The sequence below is a fragment of the Achromobacter sp. Marseille-Q0513 genome, assembly GCF_018195695.1.
Classification (GTDB): domain Bacteria; phylum Pseudomonadota; class Gammaproteobacteria; order Burkholderiales; family Burkholderiaceae_B; genus Achromobacter.
Genome location: NZ_JAGTJY010000050.1, coordinates 16,877 through 33,074 on the forward strand (window position 1 = coordinate 16,877; position 16,198 = coordinate 33,074).

General features: G+C 67.7%; 15 protein-coding genes. 7 read left to right on the plus strand and 8 right to left on the minus strand.

All coding sequences use genetic code 11. The annotated features are described in order from the left end of the window. Positions 1–31 precede the first annotated feature (31 nt). Positions 32–802 carry a hypothetical protein gene (locus KDH83_RS12780; RefSeq protein ID WP_212316195.1) on the plus strand — a complete coding sequence of 257 codons (771 nt, stop codon included), beginning with the start codon at positions 32–34 and terminating at the stop codon, positions 800–802. Here the strand turns inward: KDH83_RS12780 and KDH83_RS12785 are convergent. From KDH83_RS12785 to KDH83_RS12795, 3 genes are all read right to left on the minus strand, one after another. After that, positions 799–2,775 (minus strand): M48 family metallopeptidase, encoded by a 1,977-nt coding sequence (locus KDH83_RS12785; protein ID WP_212316197.1) that lies wholly within the window; start codon positions 2,773–2,775, stop codon positions 799–801. The two genes, KDH83_RS12780 and KDH83_RS12785, sit on opposite strands and share 4 nt — an antisense overlap. A gap of 2 nt (positions 2,776–2,777) precedes the next feature. Continuing rightward, the gene (locus KDH83_RS12790) at positions 2,778–4,793 is read right to left on the minus strand and encodes a DUF4034 domain-containing protein (protein WP_212316199.1); all 2,016 of its coding nucleotides are present in this window, start codon (positions 4,791–4,793) and stop codon (positions 2,778–2,780) included. A gap of 207 nt (positions 4,794–5,000) precedes the next feature. Further along, positions 5,001–5,207, minus strand: a complete 207-nt coding sequence (locus KDH83_RS12795) for a hypothetical protein (RefSeq protein ID WP_212316201.1) — start codon at positions 5,205–5,207, stop codon at positions 5,001–5,003. Between the two features lie 5 nt (positions 5,208–5,212). Here KDH83_RS12795 and KDH83_RS12800 point away from each other — a divergent pair, with 5 nt between their 5' ends. Further along, entirely contained in the window at positions 5,213–5,476 is a 264-nt protein-coding gene (locus KDH83_RS12800) for a hypothetical protein (RefSeq protein WP_212316203.1), read from the plus strand. Here the strand turns inward: KDH83_RS12800 and KDH83_RS12805 are convergent. Next, entirely contained in the window at positions 5,464–5,979 is a 516-nt protein-coding gene (locus KDH83_RS12805; RefSeq protein WP_249205067.1) for a hypothetical protein, read from the minus strand. The two genes, KDH83_RS12800 and KDH83_RS12805, sit on opposite strands and share 13 nt — an antisense overlap. A 187-nt stretch (positions 5,980–6,166) precedes the next feature. On the opposite strand from KDH83_RS12805, the gene KDH83_RS12810 reads away from it, so the two are divergent. Beyond that, positions 6,167–6,550 carry a hypothetical protein gene (locus KDH83_RS12810; RefSeq protein ID WP_212316206.1) on the plus strand — a complete coding sequence of 128 codons (384 nt, stop codon included), beginning with the start codon at positions 6,167–6,169 and terminating at the stop codon, positions 6,548–6,550. A gap of 7 nt (positions 6,551–6,557) precedes the next feature. On the opposite strand, the gene KDH83_RS12815 is transcribed toward KDH83_RS12810, so the two are convergent. The 4 genes from KDH83_RS12815 to KDH83_RS12830 all read right to left on the minus strand — a co-directional run bounded on the left by KDH83_RS12815 (position 6,558) and on the right by KDH83_RS12830 (position 10,041). Then, the gene (locus KDH83_RS12815; protein WP_212316214.1) at positions 6,558–8,030 is read right to left on the minus strand and encodes an amidohydrolase family protein; all 1,473 of its coding nucleotides are present in this window, start codon (positions 8,028–8,030) and stop codon (positions 6,558–6,560) included. Beyond that, on the minus strand, positions 8,027–8,770 hold the full coding sequence (locus tag KDH83_RS12820) for a hypothetical protein (RefSeq protein ID WP_249205069.1): 744 nt from the start codon (positions 8,768–8,770) through the stop codon (positions 8,027–8,029). The genes KDH83_RS12815 and KDH83_RS12820 overlap by 4 nt, the downstream gene beginning before the upstream one ends. A 65-nt stretch (positions 8,771–8,835) precedes the next feature. Next, on the minus strand, positions 8,836–9,414 hold the full coding sequence (locus tag KDH83_RS12825; RefSeq protein ID WP_212316216.1) for a hypothetical protein: 579 nt from the start codon (positions 9,412–9,414) through the stop codon (positions 8,836–8,838). A 66-nt stretch (positions 9,415–9,480) separates the two neighbouring features. Next, positions 9,481–10,041 (minus strand): hypothetical protein, encoded by a 561-nt coding sequence (locus tag KDH83_RS12830; RefSeq protein ID WP_212316218.1) that lies wholly within the window; start codon positions 10,039–10,041, stop codon positions 9,481–9,483. A gap of 321 nt (positions 10,042–10,362) precedes the next feature. Here KDH83_RS12830 and KDH83_RS12835 point away from each other — a divergent pair, with 321 nt between their 5' ends. From KDH83_RS12835 to KDH83_RS12850, 4 genes are all read left to right on the plus strand, one after another. Next, entirely contained in the window at positions 10,363–11,211 is an 849-nt protein-coding gene (locus tag KDH83_RS12835) for a DUF4189 domain-containing protein (protein WP_212316220.1), read from the plus strand. A gap of 193 nt (positions 11,212–11,404) precedes the next feature. After that, entirely contained in the window at positions 11,405–12,205 is an 801-nt protein-coding gene (locus KDH83_RS12840) for a hypothetical protein (protein ID WP_212316223.1), read from the plus strand. A 216-nt stretch (positions 12,206–12,421) separates the two neighbouring features. Beyond that, on the plus strand, positions 12,422–15,664 hold the full coding sequence (locus KDH83_RS12845) for a hypothetical protein (protein ID WP_212316225.1): 3,243 nt from the start codon (positions 12,422–12,424) through the stop codon (positions 15,662–15,664). Then, positions 15,661–16,176, plus strand: coding sequence for a hypothetical protein (locus tag KDH83_RS12850; protein ID WP_212316227.1), 516 nt, complete (start codon positions 15,661–15,663; stop codon positions 16,174–16,176). The genes KDH83_RS12845 and KDH83_RS12850 overlap by 4 nt, the downstream gene beginning before the upstream one ends. Positions 16,177–16,198: the final 22 nt, after the last annotated feature.

Consider the following 16,198-nt stretch of genomic DNA (forward strand, 5'->3'; position numbering starts at 1 on the left):
CCGCGACCCGAACACGGAACCGTTCTCCATCATGTCCCATTCCCTCTCGCAGACGCCCAGCCGGGACGGCTATTGGTTCGAGCACCTCAACGACGACATTGCCCTGGAGCGCCACGGCAATCAGGTCAGGCTGGCCCGGTTCCAGCCGCCCTGGCTGGTGGTGGACCAGACCATCGCCACGCTCATCATCAGCGGCGGCTGGCCCGGACGGCTGTGGCGCGCGCGCGTCACGGAGCTGGGCGACATGTCCGGCCTGGTCGCGAACCCCGGCTATTGGCGGGCGGCGGCCATGGAGCTGCTGGAGGAACTGCCGCTGTCCGTCCTGTTCGGCGCGCACGGCGAGCGCGTGGTGGCATTGCTGGAGCAGATCCAGGCGCTGTCGCGCGCGCAGGCCGAATGCCTGGCGGCGAACCTGGATCCGGACGCCGGCCACGCCTACGGCCGGGCCTGGCTGCGCTGGTCCGAGGCGCAAGGGCAGCAGCGGTCCACGCCGGCGGACGACTGGGACGGCACGCTGGCCGCGCCCAGCGCGCGCGGCAAGGACAAATCGCCCATTCATTCCGGTTTCCTGCTGGTCCATGACCAGCTGCGCCGTCGCGCGCTGGCGCTCGACGGCGACCAGGCCATCGTGATCGAGACGGACGAGGACGGCGAGACCGAGGAAATGCTGGCGCCGTTGTGGCAAGGCGTGAGTGACGCACTGCTATATGCGGCGATGGCGCAGGGCGCGCCGCAATACGTGGACGCCGGTGACGAGGCGGCGCTCATGCGCGCCTGGCGGGCCTGCTACGGGCAACGCTAGGCGCCGGCCCGCCGCAGCCGGGTGGCGTCCGTGCACACGGCCGGCAGCGGATCGCCGGCGGCCAGCAGCAGCGGTTCGATGTTCCGCTGCACGCGCGGCAGCAGCCGTTGCAGCAGCGCCTGGCAATCGCGCCGCAGATAACTAGGCTCGCCCGTCAGCGCGCCCACGGCGCGCAATACCCAGGACTCGCGCGCCAGCACCAGCAGCACATGATGCCCGCTGGCGGCGTCGCGCAGCAGCCATGCGCCGGTGGCGGCCAGCAACAGCGGGTCCAGCGTGTCCGCCAGCCTGCGCAATTCGGGCTCGCCCAGGCCGTGCGGCTCGTAGCGGGGGGCGGCGGTGTATTCAGCCAGGGTCCGGCGTTCCAATTGGTCCGCTTCCGTGCGCCAGGCCAGGGCCTGGCCGGCGTCGCCGCGCCGCAGGGCGATGGCCGTGAGTTGGCGCAGGCAGGCCAGGCGATGCGGGCCGGGCTGGGCGGCGGCCTCGCGCCATAGCGCTTCGGCGGCATCCTGCGCAGGCTCGCGCCGGGCATCGTCCGGGCCAGGCGTCGCGCTTGCGTCCGGCGCTGCGTCCGGGCGGGCATCCTGGCGCTGCGACAGCGTCGCCAATTCGCACAGCGTAGGCACGTGGCCGGGATGATCCCGCAGATTTTCCCGCAGCAGCTTCGTGGCGCCGTCCACGTCGTTCGCCAGCATGGCGGCATGCCAGGCCATGCGCGCCCGCTCATCGGCCGACAACGCGCGCAGGCGCTGCTTGCGCAGCAGGTCGTGATGCGCGGCGACGGCCTCGCGGCGTTCGTCCTGCGCCTCGCGCAGCGATTGCGCGGCGGCCTCGCGCCGCGAATCATCGAGCGCGCGCGCCAGCGGCAGGCGCCGGTCCTGCAACCATTCCTGCGCCGCGCTGGGCTGGGCGCGACGCCAGGGCAGGGGGCGGGAGGTCGCCGACAGGGCGTGAGTGGGCGCCATGCCCCGCGCGCCGGGCATGCCGGGCGCGTCGGGCGCGGGCGTTGCCCGTTCGTCCAGGGCCTGCGGCACCTTCAGCGCCGCCAGGCGGTCCGCCAGCGAGGGATGGGTATCGTCATGGCTGGTCGGACGGCACAGGGCCTGATGCAGCCAGATCTGCGCCTCGGCCTGGTCACGCGGGCTGGTCAGCAAGCCATCCTCCGCCAGCCGGACCAGGGGCCAGGGCGGTTCCGTGGCCGCGGCGTCGGCGTACAAGCTGGATGCGTATTCGTGCAGGGCACGCCCCTGCAGACAGGTCGCCATCAGGGCATCCGACGCGCACGCCACGCCGCAGACCCGCGCGGATTCCGCGTCGGCCTGGTACTCGCATTCGCGCGCGAAATCCAGGCTGGCTGCCAGGAAGCGCGGCACGTGCCAGTTCATGAAGAGCCGCAGCGGCGCGTTGGCCAAGCCCTTGCGGCGCGCCAGTTGCCGCGCCGCTTCCTGCCATTGCAGCCGCGCGAAATACACCCGGCTGGCATAGCGTCCGTGCCGGCCGGCGATGTGCGCGCATTCATGCGCCAGGATGGCGCGGCAGGCGTCGGTCGACAGCAGCTCCAGCAGCGGCAGCCCGAGCCACAGCACGTTGCGCGTGCCGCCCCAGAGCCGTCGATGCTGCCGGATGCTGGCATTGCATTCGCTGTTCAGGTAGACCGCGTCCAGCGCCGGCGCGCCCACCTGGGCGCGCACCTGTTCGATCTCGCGGAACAGCGCCGGCGCGTCCGCGGGCGTGAGGAGCAGGCCGTCTTCCGGGCCGGGTGGGCGTGACGAGAAGGGCAGGCGCAGCATCGCCCAGCCCGCGACGGGCAAGGGCAGGGCCAGCGCCCCGGCGGCCACGCCCAGCGCGCCGGGCAACGCCGCATACAGCCACAGCGGCGCCGTGCCCAGCGCCAGTCCCGCGCCGGCCAGCGCCGCGTCGCCCAGCAGCAGCCGGGACGACAGCTTCCATCCGGACCGGCCCGGGCGCGCCATGCCTACTGCGCGTCCGGCTTGGGCGGCAGGTCCTCGGCGCTGATGCCGCCTCGGCCCATGTAGGCGCCGAACACCGTGCCGATGGTCTTGACCAGGCTGTGCGAATTCAGTACCTGCGACTGGATCTCGTCGATGTCCTCGTCGTCCGGCTGCAGCCGGCTGGCGTGCTGCGCCCATTCGATGGCGGCGAAGCGATTCTTCTTGGCGCCACGCCCGTGCGCGTAGGCCAGCGCGATCTCGGCGCTGGCGCGCGCCGCGCGCCAGTCGTGATCCTCGTCCACCAGTGGACGCAGATAGGCGCGCACGCCTTCCTGCTGTTCCTGCTCGGTGCCGTGGTCGCGCAGCAGCACGCCGATACGCAGCCGCGCCAGCGCGTCGGCGCGCGGCTCCTGGCGTGCGCCGTGAAGCAGGTGCAGCACCTTGTCCAGGTTCTCGCGGCGCGAGAAATCCAGTTCGTCGTCGAAGATGTTGCGATAGGCCATGTTGTACATGGCCAGCGGCGAGCCTTCTTCCACCGCGCGTTGCAGCCACTGGTCGCGCACCGCGTCGTCCAGGTAGCTGTCCGGCGTGTTGTCGCGGAAGCCCCGGTGGATGTCGTACATGCTGCTGGCCGCGTCCGCCACGCGGCGGTCCGCCAGCTGCCGGGTCAGGAAATAGCCTTGCTCATGATCGCCGCCATCCCACAGCATGGCGGCCGCCGCCAGGACGTTGAAATCGTCGTCCGCCTGGTCCTGCGCCAGCACCGCGGCGCGGTCCAACAACTGCTGCGCGCGCGCCGGGTCCTGCGCGAAACCCCAGCGGCCGTAGTGATGGGCCACCGCCGCCAGCGCCTGCGGCGTGGCCACGGTATCCCAGCGGCACATGCGTTCCAGCACGCTCTTGAAGGCGCCGTCGTCGTCCGGCAGGCCGTGGATGATGCTGACGTGCGCGAAGCTGCGGAACGGCCCGTCCACGTCGCCGAAATAACGGTTCGGCGGAAATGCCGCCGCGCTCCGCGCGTGCAGCGCGCGCGCCTGGACCTGATCCTCCAGCGAATAGCTGACGAACTGCGCGTAAAAACCCAGCGCCATGCCGCGCTCTTCCAGCCGCAGCTCGCGCTGCAGGAACGCTTCGAACATCTCGCGGTATTCCGCCACCGCCTCGGCGTCGTCCGGCTCCGGATAATCGCCCATCGAATCGAGGATGCCGATCCAGCGGATCGCGTTGCGCTGCGGCTCGGACAGCGCCGCGCACAGCGGTCCGCCAGCCATGCCGTCGATATCCTCATAGCTGCCGCCCCAGCGCGGACGCAGGTATTGCGCATACGCCATCAGCGCGCCCAGGTGCCCGGGCCGCAGGTCCAGCGCGCGCAGCAGCCAATAGTCCTTGGCCTGGTCCATCTCATGCTCGGCGCGCGGCGCCAGGCCCGCGGGCAGGGCATCAGGCGTCTGTTCCGGCGTCAGGCGCGGCACGCCCAGCTCGGCCAGATGCGCCAGCGCGGCGTCCATCATGCCCGGCTCCTCGATGTCCTCGTGCGTGATGGTTTCCGGCGCATGGCCCAGGAACAGCTGGCGCAGCCAGTATGGTTCCTGGAAATGCGCGCACATCTGCATCATCGTCACGCAGGCCGCGATCGGGCGTGGCGACAGCGTCATGGCCTGTACCAGCGCGGCGGCGGCGCGTTCGCAGGCCAGGGCGGCGCCCAGCCAGCGGTCCTGCGTCACGCTGTCGGCCCAGCCGTATCCTCGGATGTCGCCGGCGCGGCCGAAACAGAAATTGCCCAGCACCAGATGGGCGTGGTACGAGCCCGGGCTGGCCGCGATCCAGTCTTGCAGAAAGGCGGCGGCGTCCTGGAACGGGACCGTGGAATAGTCGAACAGCGTGCCCGAGTTGGCCGCCTCGAAATACGGCGCGCCCGGATCTTCGGTATCGGCCCAGTCCCGCTGTTCCAGCGCGTCGTAATAGGCGTCGATCTGGGCGTAGTCGCGGGCTTGGACCAAGGCGCGGAGGTCGCGGCGGATGGTGGTGAGGGATTGCAAGAGGGCACCTGAATCTGTGCGCGGGAAGGTCCCGCCGAGGACGCGATGATGCCTGATCCATGGCCGCGTTGGGGAGTTATGGCGACCGTATATGAATAAAGAATTCCAAAGGTAACTGCTGCCCGTGCGGCAGGTGTGCAGATGCGCTGGCATGGCCGCGATCAAGCGCACCGCGCCCGCGCGGACTCGCCGCGTTGCTCGGTATCATCACCAGGTTTTCACGGATCGGCCGCGTTCAAGGCCAGAAGGACTTTCGATGAGAAATGCGTTCCGCTCGTGCCTCAGCAGCAGCGGGCGCGCGTCATCGGCCATGGTCATCAGCACGAAGGTGATCAGCACGCACAGCAGCGTGCCGACCACGCCAGAGGCGATGCGTGCGCCGGTAGGGTAGTACAGCAGCGGTTGCAGGTCCATGCCAGTTGCGCAGCCGCGCGCTGGCGATCAACGGCGACCGGGCCATCGTGATCGAGACGGACGAGGACGGCGAGACAGAGGAAATGCTGGCGCCGCTGTGGCAGGACGTGAGCGATGCCCTGCTGTACGCGGCGATGGCGCTGGGCGCGCGCAATACGTGGACGCCGGTGACGAGGCGGCGCTCATGCGCGCCTGGCGCGCCTGCTACGAGCGGGGGTAGGCGTCTGGTGCGCGCTTGTGGCGACAGGCGGCATGTTCAGCGCGCCTGATCCTCATCCGGCTTGATGCCGGCCGCTGCCAGGCGCCAGCTGGGAATGCGGTATTCATACCAGGCCTGTTCCAGCGACTGGTAGCGCGCCAGCCAGGGTGCGAGGTGGTTCTCGATGTCTGCCGGCAGGGCCGCCAGCCAGTTGGCCAGCTCCTGTTCGTTGTGGATGGTCAGCACGGCGCCGCTGCCCAGCGTGGGTTCGTCGATCAACCCGTCGCCCGGCTTCAGATAGGCGCGGCGGTACAGGCGCCCCTTGTGCCAGACCTCGGCCGGCACATAGACCGGCCATTCCCTTTCGCACGGAAAGGACGCGTACACGCCCAGGGACAGGTGCTGTGCATTGTCGAAGGAGCCGCGATAGCGGATCAGCTCCGCGCCTTGCTGCACGTCGCCGCAGGCCCGCCACAGGCAACGCTTCCCCTTTTTCTTCCAACCCGCGAAGGCCGGCTGCGCGCGCAGCAGGTCCATGACGGCTTGTTCCAGATCGGCGAGGGCTATCGACATGCGGGATTCCCTTGGAGGTTGAGGGGTCGAGTGCAAGAGGCGGACGGCAGGGCGGGATGCCGGGTGCGCGGGTCGCCTTTGGTCATACCTTGATGCCAATTCAAGCCGGGACCGGCCGTCCTGGCGGTCAAAGTATCATGACCACGTTTTCACGGATCGGCCGCGCTCAAGGCCAGAAGGATTTTCGATGAAAAAATGCGTTCCGCTCGCGCTCTTGTCTTCCGTCCTGCTGACGGCCTGCGGTCCCAACAAGATCGTCGCCGACCTGCCGTCGCCTGATGGCAAGTACCACGTCGAGGTCCGCCTCTGCCCGCAGTCCGGTTCGCTGACCTGGACCGAGAAGACGCAGGTCTCGGTGCTGCCCAAGGGCGCCACCGAAAAGTGCCAGGGATCCCTGCAAGCCGTGGCCCAGTTCGATTCCTACGGACCGCAGGATCAGCTACAGGTCGAATGGATCTCCGCCACCGAAGTCCGCGCCTGGCATCCGCAGTTCAATCCGGAATACGGCCCGCAGTCGGCCAACTACAAGCCCGGCAACCCGATCAAGCTGATCTTCAAGCCCAAGCCCTAGGCGGCGCTCACAGCGTGTTCTTGTGGACCTTGCCGTCCTTCATGATCAGGCGCAGGTTCTTGTCGGGATCCGCCAGGAAATCGAGATTGGCTGATGGATCGCCGTCGGCCACCAGCAGGTCGGCCCAGGCGCCCGGTGCGATCCGGCCCAGCGCGCCGGGGTAGGGATTGCGCTCGCCCGATAGCGCCAGCAGCTCGCCGTTGACGCCCGTGGCCTGGCCCAGCAACGTCAGCGGATCGTAGAAGCGCGTCAGCTTGGCCAACTGCCTGCCCTGTGTCGCGGTGTTGCGAGGATTGAACAGGATGTCGGTGCCCCAGCCCGTCTTGACGCCGTGTTTCTGCGCCAGCGCATAGGCCTGGACCGTGCCCTCGGCCACCTGCTTCTGGCTGGCCTGCCGCTCGGCGTCCGGGTAGGCGTTGCTGTCCTCGTCCTGGAGGAACGGCTGCAGGCTCCACCACACGTCCTGGTCGCGCATCAGGCGCACGCTGGCCTCGTCGGCCAGCTGGCCGTGCTCGATGCACTTCACGCCCGCATGGATGGCGCGCTGGATGCCCTTGGGCGTATAGACGTGCGTCATCACATAGGTGTTCCAGTCGCTGGCGGCCTCGACCCCCGCGCGCAGCTCGCGCTCGGTGAACTGGGTGCTGTCCAGCGGGTCGTACAGCGAGGCCACGCCGCCGCCCGCCAGCATCTTGATCTGGCTGGCGCCCAGCATCAGCTGCTCGCGCACGCGCCGCAGCACCTGGGCCTCGCCGTCGGCGATCATGGCCACGCCGGTGTTTTCCACCAGGCTCAGCGGCGCGTTGTCGGCGCGCGGCAGGTCGCTGCGCAGCCGGAAATCCCCATGCCCGGACGTCTGCGAAATCATCGCCCCGCTGGGATAGATGCGCGGCCCGTCCACCAGCCCCTCGTCGATCGCGCGCTTGAGCGCGAACGCCGGCCCGCCCGCGTCGCGCACCGAGGTGAAGCCGCGCATCAGCGTGCGCTGGGCTTCCTTGGCGGCCACCAGGTACAGATAGCCCAGGTCGGCCGTCATGGCCGTCACCTGCGGAATCGCCGCCAGCATCGTGTGCCAGTGCACGTCGATCAGCCCCGGCAGCAGCAGCTTGCCCTGGCAGTCCAGCACGCGCGCGCCTTCCACTGTGGCGGACGCCGGCAGCAGGTCGGCGATGCGCTTGCCCTTGACCAGCACCTGAATGCCCTCGCGCGCCGCCTTGCCCGAGCCGTCGAACAGGCGCAGCTTGGTCAGCAGCAGCGGGCGCGCGTCATCGGCCAGCGCGGCCGCCGCCGTCGCCACGGACGGCAGGGCGAAGGGCGCCAGCATGGCGGCCATGCCGCCCAGGAAATGGCGGCGCGACAGGTCCTCGGTCACGCGCTGGTGCAGCCGCTGGCATTGCGCGCTGTGGCAGGCGCACTGGCGGGCGCGCAGCGGGCCCAAGAAGCGGGAAAACGGCGAGGAGGAACCGGAACGGTACGTCATGGCTGGCCCGCCCGGTCATGGTAAGCCACCGCGACCATGGCCATCAGCACGAAGGTGATCAGCACGCACAGCAGCGTGCCGACCACGCCGGAGGCGATGCGTGCGCCGGTCGGGTAGTACAGCAGCGGTTGCAGGTCCATGGCGACGAAGCTGCCGATCACCAGCAACAGCAGCAGCGCCAGCATCAGCGGCCAGCGCGGGTAACGCATCGCCGCGCGCGCGTCGCGGAACCCATATTCGCCGGTGACCGCGACGCGCGGCAGGGACACGCCCACCACGGCCAGCGCGTACAGCACCGGCAGCCAGATCAGCGCCATCAGCGCGGTCAGGGACGAGAAGAAAACCTTATCGGTCTTGCCATCGAGCAGCGCGTACAGCACGAAGGGCAGATCGCCGCAGACGCGCGCCAGATAGGTGACGCCAATGGCCAGCGCGGCCAGCAGCACCAGGTGGCGGGCCTCGCCGGCGCTGCCGCGCGCCGCGCCATCGTTGGCCGCGTGATTGACGACCCGGTGCCAGGCGTAGCTCATGCGCGCGAAGGCGATCAGATTGACCAGCGCGAGCGCCACGAACAGCCAGTCGCGGAACTGGTACGGCTTGGGCGTCAGCAGGGCAAAGGGTAGCGACAGCGTGAAGATGGCCAGGGACCAGGGCGCGGCGGCCAGCATGGCGCGGCCCTGGTTGCGGATGACGCTTGCGGTCGCCGCGATGAAATGGCGCGCTCCGGGGATGTTCGACAAGGGATTCCTTTATCTGGCAACGGCGGGTTTAGTTTTTACATTAAGCAGCGGCGCATAGGCCGCGCTCAGTCCTCAGCGGCCTGCCACGCCCGGAACCGTTCAAAGACCCGAAAGCCCACGTAATCGCTTCTGATCGGGTAACGCCGCCGGTAGTAGCAATCCCAGTAACTGATCATGCGCTGCTCGGCCCGATCCAGAAACGCCGCGTTGTCGCGCAGGAACCCGCCGTAGCGGCGCGGGTCCATCGCCGGCAGATGGGCCTCGACCGTCTCCAGGATCTGCATCACGTATTCGCCGCAAAGCTGCACTACAAAGGGCAGGGGCCACGCCTGTTCAGCCAGGGCCAGCCGCGCGATCTGGCGCTGCCGCAGCTTTCCGTCCAGGTGCCGCGACAGCACGCAGGCATAGATCACGGCCTGGGTCGCGTTCAGTTGTGGAAACAGCGCTTCGTCAAAGCCATGCTCGATGCGGTAGGGCAGAGTGAGCGCCTGTCCCTGCACCCGGACGGACACGCCCCGGTGATAGTCGGCGTCCGGCCGGATCAGCGCGCTCACGCGGCTCACGTCCTCGCGGATCTCTGCCGGAAAGGCGGCCGCAAGCGGATCCGTGAGCGGCGTGTCGCGTGATGGCAAGTGATCGGTCATGGAACGAGACGGGCGCGGAGGGAAGCCGGGGATAATCCGGCGTCTCCGCCTGATTATCCCGCGCGGCTACTTGCGATAATTGCTGGCCTCGCGCTCGCCGGCCCACTTGCGCAAGGCATTGATGAACTCGGGGCAGACATTGCCGTCCACCTGGCTGTCGATGATGATGCTGTCCTGCATCCGCATCACCACCTTGCATTCATATACCTTGGTGCGATTGCCGTAATACCCGCTATTGCTCTGCTGGAATACCGGCGTGGCCGCGGTGGTCGCCGTGGCCGGAATCATGCCCACCACCTGCTGCGACGAGCCGGTGGACACCCATTCGGTATACGGCGCGGTCTGGTAATCGGACCAGACCAGCTCCATCGTGTTGCCCACCGCGCGCTTGGTCGACGGCTCGCCCAGCGCGGTGATCGCGTCGGCCACCGGACGGCCCTTCATGTTCTTGGCCACGTTCACGCTGGGCGACAGCGACAGCCCCTGCGAGAACATGTTCGAGATCGAGGGCAGCGTCGAACTGCCGCCCGTCGGCATCGGCGCGCAACCCGCCAGGGCGGCCGCCGCCAGCAACACCGGCAGGGCCTGCGCCGACCGCCATACCGAACGAAGTCGCGATGTCTTCATAATGCGCTACGTGCTCCCTCTTTATCTGGCGTACTGCCGTTGGCGTACTGCCGCCGGCCTATTACCAATGCGATCGACAGGCGCGGGAAAACCCCGCGCCGAAGGTGCGTCATGTTAACGGAAAGACCGAGCCATATTGCACGGCATAACCCGTGAAACTCGTTAAGTTCTGTTTCCAAACGAGCGCGCGCCGCGTGCGGGAGTCAAACACCTGCGTGATAACATTCGCGCGTTTCGTGGTTCGCGCATATTCCATCGCGCGCTCGCGAAAATGCCTTGTCTCCAGCACGCCGCACCTTACTTACTGGATACCGCAAAACGATGATGCCCGCGCGTCTGCTTGCCCTGTTCCGCGCCACCGGCGCCGCCTTCGCCACCGCCGGCGCGCTTGCCCTGTCCATGTTGGCCGCGCCCGCCGCCCACGCCGATGCGCTGTACGGCGCCGTCGCCACCGACGAGGCCCAGGCCAAGCTGTATTGGGTCATGCCGGAAACCTCGGCCGGCGTAGCCAAGCAAGGCGCGCTGGCCAAATGCAACAAGGCCGGCGCCAAGGGCTGCAAGAGCGTCACCGCCTTCTCCGACAGCTGCGTCGCGCTGGCGCGCAACTCGCGCAACGATCTGTTCTGGGGCAATAGCGTCTCGGCCGAAATCGCCGCGAAGAAAGCCATCCGCACCTGCACCAACGACAGCGCCGACGGCAAATGCAAACTGGCCGCCATGCCGCTGTGCGCCGGCCCCGGCTATAGCGAAGCCGACCTGAAGGCCCCCAACACCGCCACGCCCGCCCAGCTTGAAGCGCTGTCCGCCAAACTGGATTCGCGCGGCTACTGGGGCTCGGTCGCCGAAATGGAATCCGGCGCCCTGACCTACGCCGACGGCTATCCCACCGAGAAACAAGCCGTCGATGCCCTGCTCAAGTGGGAAGACTGCAAGGGCTGCCGCACCGTGCTCACCTATACCGACACCTGCGTCGGCATGTCCTGGGGCAAGGGCAGCGAGGGTCGCGGCACCGGTTTCACGGCGCTCAACACCGACCCCGTCGCCGCCCGCAATGAGGCGCGCGCGACCTGCAACGCCAAGAGCAACGGCCTGACCTGCGTGGCCACGGTGCGCTGCTCGGGGCGCGCGTATATCAGCGGGTATAAGGGCGAGGACGAAAAGGCGAATTGATCGCCGCTCGCAACGCAGCCGGTTAGCCCCAATAACCGGCGGCATTCGCCCGACCACGGCCCGCCTGATTCCACGTCGGCAGGCCGTCTGATTCACTTCACCAGCGTTTCCCACGATCATCACGACGGGATAACCGCGCACATCCTGGCGATGGCTTCCTGGCCTGATCCCCGCTCTAGCAGGAGTCCCGCCCATGTCCGAACACCACCAATTCCTGTTTCCGCGCGACATGCATCTGCCGTCGCCCGACTGGCGCGCGCTGGAAGCCAGATTGCTGGAAGGCGGCTACGTGCTTGAACCGCGCGGCCAGGACATTCCCCGCCGCGCCCTGATCAACCTGAGCTTCGGCCTGGCCAGCCTGCACGAAGGCTCATATCAATACGACGAACACATGCGCACGCCGGGCGACGTGATTGCCCTGTATGCGCGCGCCGGTTATCTGCCCCCGGACATTCCGATCCGCCACAACGACACCCTGGAAGAAACCGTGGCGCTGCTGGCCAGCCATGGCATCACGCTGGGGGATCTGTATGCCGACGACGAGGGCAGCGACTGGCATAGCCCGCAATACTGCCTGGGACCGGCGGCCAGGGAATATCTGAGCGCCGATGTGCGCGCCGACTTTGACGCGGATCCCCGGAGTATTCCGCTGATGCTGCTGGCCTATGACGGGCCGTCGCCCCGCGTCGCGGTGGGAGAGAATCTATGCGAGCCGAGTTTGCCGGGTTCGGATGAACCGCTGGAGTCCTTGCCGCCGTTCGGTTCGCATATTGATTTCATCGGGGCCGCTTATGAGGATCCGGGCGTGCAGTGGCATTGCGCGGACGATGGGAAGGCGTATCGGATCCTGGAGCTGGATTGGCATTTCAGCCTGGCGATGGGGTTTCGGATGGTGAGGCTGGAGGGGGTGGATGAGGCGAGCGCGCAGGGCTTGGCAGGGCTGATCGGGAAACTTGCCGGGTTGGAGATGGCTTGCAGCCATCGGCATTTGTGAGGGATTGCCGTGCCGGCTCTGGCTTCCTGGTGTTCTGCGCCCAACGGCCACCGTCTTGAATATGCCGAATATGCAGCAGGCGCATGCCGCGAATTCAGCCCAGCCGCTTGATCGAATCGATTTGCTATCCTCGTTGCAACACGCCAGCCGCGTCGCCTGACCCGCGCTTTGCCCCATCCTTCGCATCCGTGCCCATCATCGACCATGACGCCCTCGTTGAAAAAACACCGCCCGTCCGTGCAGCGCATCCTCGCGGACGTCGCGTCCCTGAGCCATGATCAACGCTACCGGCGCATGGTCGAACTCGGTCGTGCCTCCCTCACGGATGCCCATCTCGCCGAAGACCTGAAATCCCTGGCGCAGTCGGAGATCCACTACGAGCGGCTGTTGGCGCTGATGTCGGCCAGCGGTTCCTGCGCGGAGGATCTGATTGTCACGATGCTCGCCGATCCATCGCCCATGCTGGCATCGCGCGCCGCCCGATTGGCCGCGCGGGCCTTGCCCGATGAGATATTGATCCGGTTGATGCCGGATCTGACGAAGCCATGCCGCGTGGATCTGGCCTGCCGGCTTTGGCAGTCCGGACGGGGCCAGGTGAATGACGCCGTCTGCCCGACACTCGAAGGGACCGCGCGCCGTCATCTGCTTTCCTGGACGACCGATGCCTTCATCGAGCGCCATCTGGACGCGGAGCAGATGGCCGCGCTTGACGCGCCGCAGTGGGCGACGCTGGCCCAACGCTTGCCCGGATTCGTGCGCGACAGGCTGACCCATGCACTGGAGCAGTCCGGCAATCCGTCCTATGTCCTGCGCCTGGCCATCCGGGCTTCGCTCTACCGCATGTTGCGCAGCGACCCGGATGCCGGCTTGAGCCTGCTGCGCGTGGCGTTCACCCGGATGCCGGTCCATGACTTGCCGCTGGCGCGCTACGGGTCGCTGTTCCCGAAGGAAATCGCCGCGATCATCGCGGGCCTGGGAGGCAGGCAGCGCATTGCGCTCACGGTGCAGGCCCTGAAGCGCCTGGACGCGTCCACGCTTTGCGAATTGTTGGCGGCCGACGCGCTGCCCAACCTGCATGAAGTCTTCTCACACCTGGATGCCGGCCAGCGTGACGCCCTCTACCGCCAGGGCGGCGAAGCCTGGCGCGAGCACAGCGGGGCGCTCCCGCTCGCCTTCGTGCAAGCCCTGTCCAGCGCGGCCAGGCAGACCGAAGCGCGCCACGCGTTCTCGCTGCGACTGCTGGCCGCCGAGCCGATGGCCCGGCTGCCTTACCTGTCCTGCCTGCCGTTCCAGGAAGCGCTGGCCCTGGCCCAGCCCTTCCTGTCGCAACCCGATGGCGAGCTGCGCGCGCAGGCCGTGGCCGCGGTGGTCGGGGCGGGGCGGTACGAGGCTTCCAGCCTGCCCGCCATCCTGGACTTCTGCCGTGCGCGTGAGAACGAGCAGGACCCCGTGCGGCTGGCCATGTTGACGGCCCTGGCGGCGCTGCCGCCGTCGCGCTGGGAAGCCGCGCATCTGCCCGGCTTTACCGCGCTGATCGATGCCGCGCTGCGCGCGCGGGACTGCTCGCACCAGACCATGGCGGCCGCCACGCAGTGGCTGATGGCCATCATCGCCGCGCATGCGGCCTTCGTGGCCGAGACGCTGCCCCGTCTGGTGGAACGCATGGGCAGCATGGGCAATCTGCGCTACGGGCATTGGGAATCCCGCATGAGCGATGGCGAGCTGATCGGAATCGCCCCGCACTTGATGAGCCTGCTCGACACGTGGATCCGGCGGGAACGCGCCCCGGTCGCGCTGCAACTGATCTTCGGTTTCGGCTGCCGGGCGAAGGCCGTGGACCGGTTCATCGACCTGCTCGCCGACCTGACCCAGGACAAGCGCGGCAACGTGGCCCGCTCGGGGCTGGAGGCGCTGACGCGGCTCGGACTGCGCAAGCGGGCCGCCGAATTGATTCCCCGCCTGGTGCGGGACGATCCGAGCTGGATCCAGGTTTCAGCGGTGTCCTGGCATCTGCATCTGCACAGGCAGGACCTGCTGACGCCATTCCTGAGCGCGCGCGTGTACAAGGGGCGCTTTCCCAGCGGCAAGGCGGCGTTCCTGCCTGCCTTCGACAGCGGCTTCTCGCGCTGGACGGCCGCGCAGCAGCAATGCTATGCCGACGAACTGGTCAAGATCCTTACCAGCACCCAGCGCAATGCCTGGGAACTCTACGGTTCGGTCGAGCGCTACGCGGCCATGCCGTCCATCGACCTGGCGCCGCTGGTTCATCTTGCGCGCCTGGACGCGCCTGACCAGGGACTGCGCGACAAGACGCTGGAGGCGCTCGGGCGCGCCGACGCCGGACGCGGCGTGGCCGAGCTGATGCAGGCGCTGGATGACAACCGGGCCCGCGTCGCCATCTATGCCTTGCGGCGATCCCTGATGAACCTGCGCCCGTCGCAGGTGCTGGACCTGCTCGCCCGCTTGCCGCGAGGCAAGGTCACCGTGGCCAAGGAGATCATCCGGCTCGCCGGCGATCTGAGGACGGACGACGCCTTTGCCTTCCTGGCCCGCATCGAAGGCGAAGGCAAGCTGCATCCGGACGTGGCGATTGCCTTGATGCGGGCGTACTGGAACTTCCTCGAACACCCCGAAGTCTGGCAGCGATTGCATGCCGCCGCGCGCAGCGAGCAGCCGGCGCTCGCGCGCGCGACCATCCGCATTCCGCCGACGGGACTTTCCCCGGACGGCCAGCGCGCCTTGAGCAGGCATCTGGCATTGCTGCTCGGACACGCCGATGCGCAAGTCCGCAAGGAAACCCTGGAAAGACTGATCGCGATGCCGCTCGGCGAAGGCGAGCCCTCGCTCTATCAAGCGCTGGCCGCGCAGCTCGATGACGTCGATGTCTCGCGAGTTGAACTCGCGGCCAGCGCGCTGCTGGGCATCCATGCAAGAAACCAGCCGCGTGAACTGGCAAGCAGTTTCGCGGCCGCGACGCGTGCACAGTCATTGGCTGCCATCGTGAACTCGTACCGGCGGCAGACGCGATCTGGCCTGCTGGAACTGGCCGCGTCGGCGAGCCTGCTGGTCGAGGCCTTGCTGGCCAGGCGCTGGCATCCGGGACTGGCGCTCCGGCTGGCGTTTTCGGTATTGAATCCGCAGGCCGCGCTGGCGATCGCGCGGCAGTTCGACGCGGCGGAATTGATGCATCCTGGCGTCGTTGGAGACGTCCTGGATGCGCTTTCCGAGACAGTGACCGGCGCGCGCCTAGAAGCGCTGGCCCAGGTTGAAGCATCGCTTGGCGCCGAGCGCAACGCCCGCATGCGGCGCATCGGCCTGGGCATGTTGTGCGAAATGTCGGCCCGTTGCGGATGGACCCAGGAGATGCGCCAGCGGCTGTTTGCCTATCGGCAGGACAAGGATGCCTGGGTGTCCGACGCGGCCGACCTGATCACCTATCCGGATGAGTTTGCAGAATGAAGAGATTCCTTGTGGCCCACGACTACGGCATGGGCTCCCTGTGGTGGTGGATCGAGGCTCCCTCGGCAGAGGCGATCATCCAGACCTATGCCGAAGTCATGATCGTCGACCCGGCTGGCGGCGAAGCGGAGAGATTCGCGGATATTCCGTCGCTTCGCATTGGCGATCCCGCGCCTGCGGGACTTGATGATCTGGAGGAACAGCGCCGGGCTCAGCGGGCCAGCCCGAAATTCGGGGCGCTGGTGGGGCGCGGCAGCGTCTATATCAGGAAGGATTATCCCGAGGAACAGGAAACCTATTTCTTCGAGTACGACGAGCAGGGGTATCGCACGCGGCAGGTTGTTGTGTCGGCGGGTGGCGAGGCGGAACGTAGCGGGCCGGAGGATTGGCTTTTCAATCCGCCAGAGGATTTGTGGGATCCGGAGCTGGCGGAGTGTGAGATTGCGCGGGAGGAGTTTGAGGGTTGGTGGGGGAAAAGCGGGCCTGTCATTAATTTCGTGTTCAGGGCATAACATACGTCCAAGGAGTATGTAT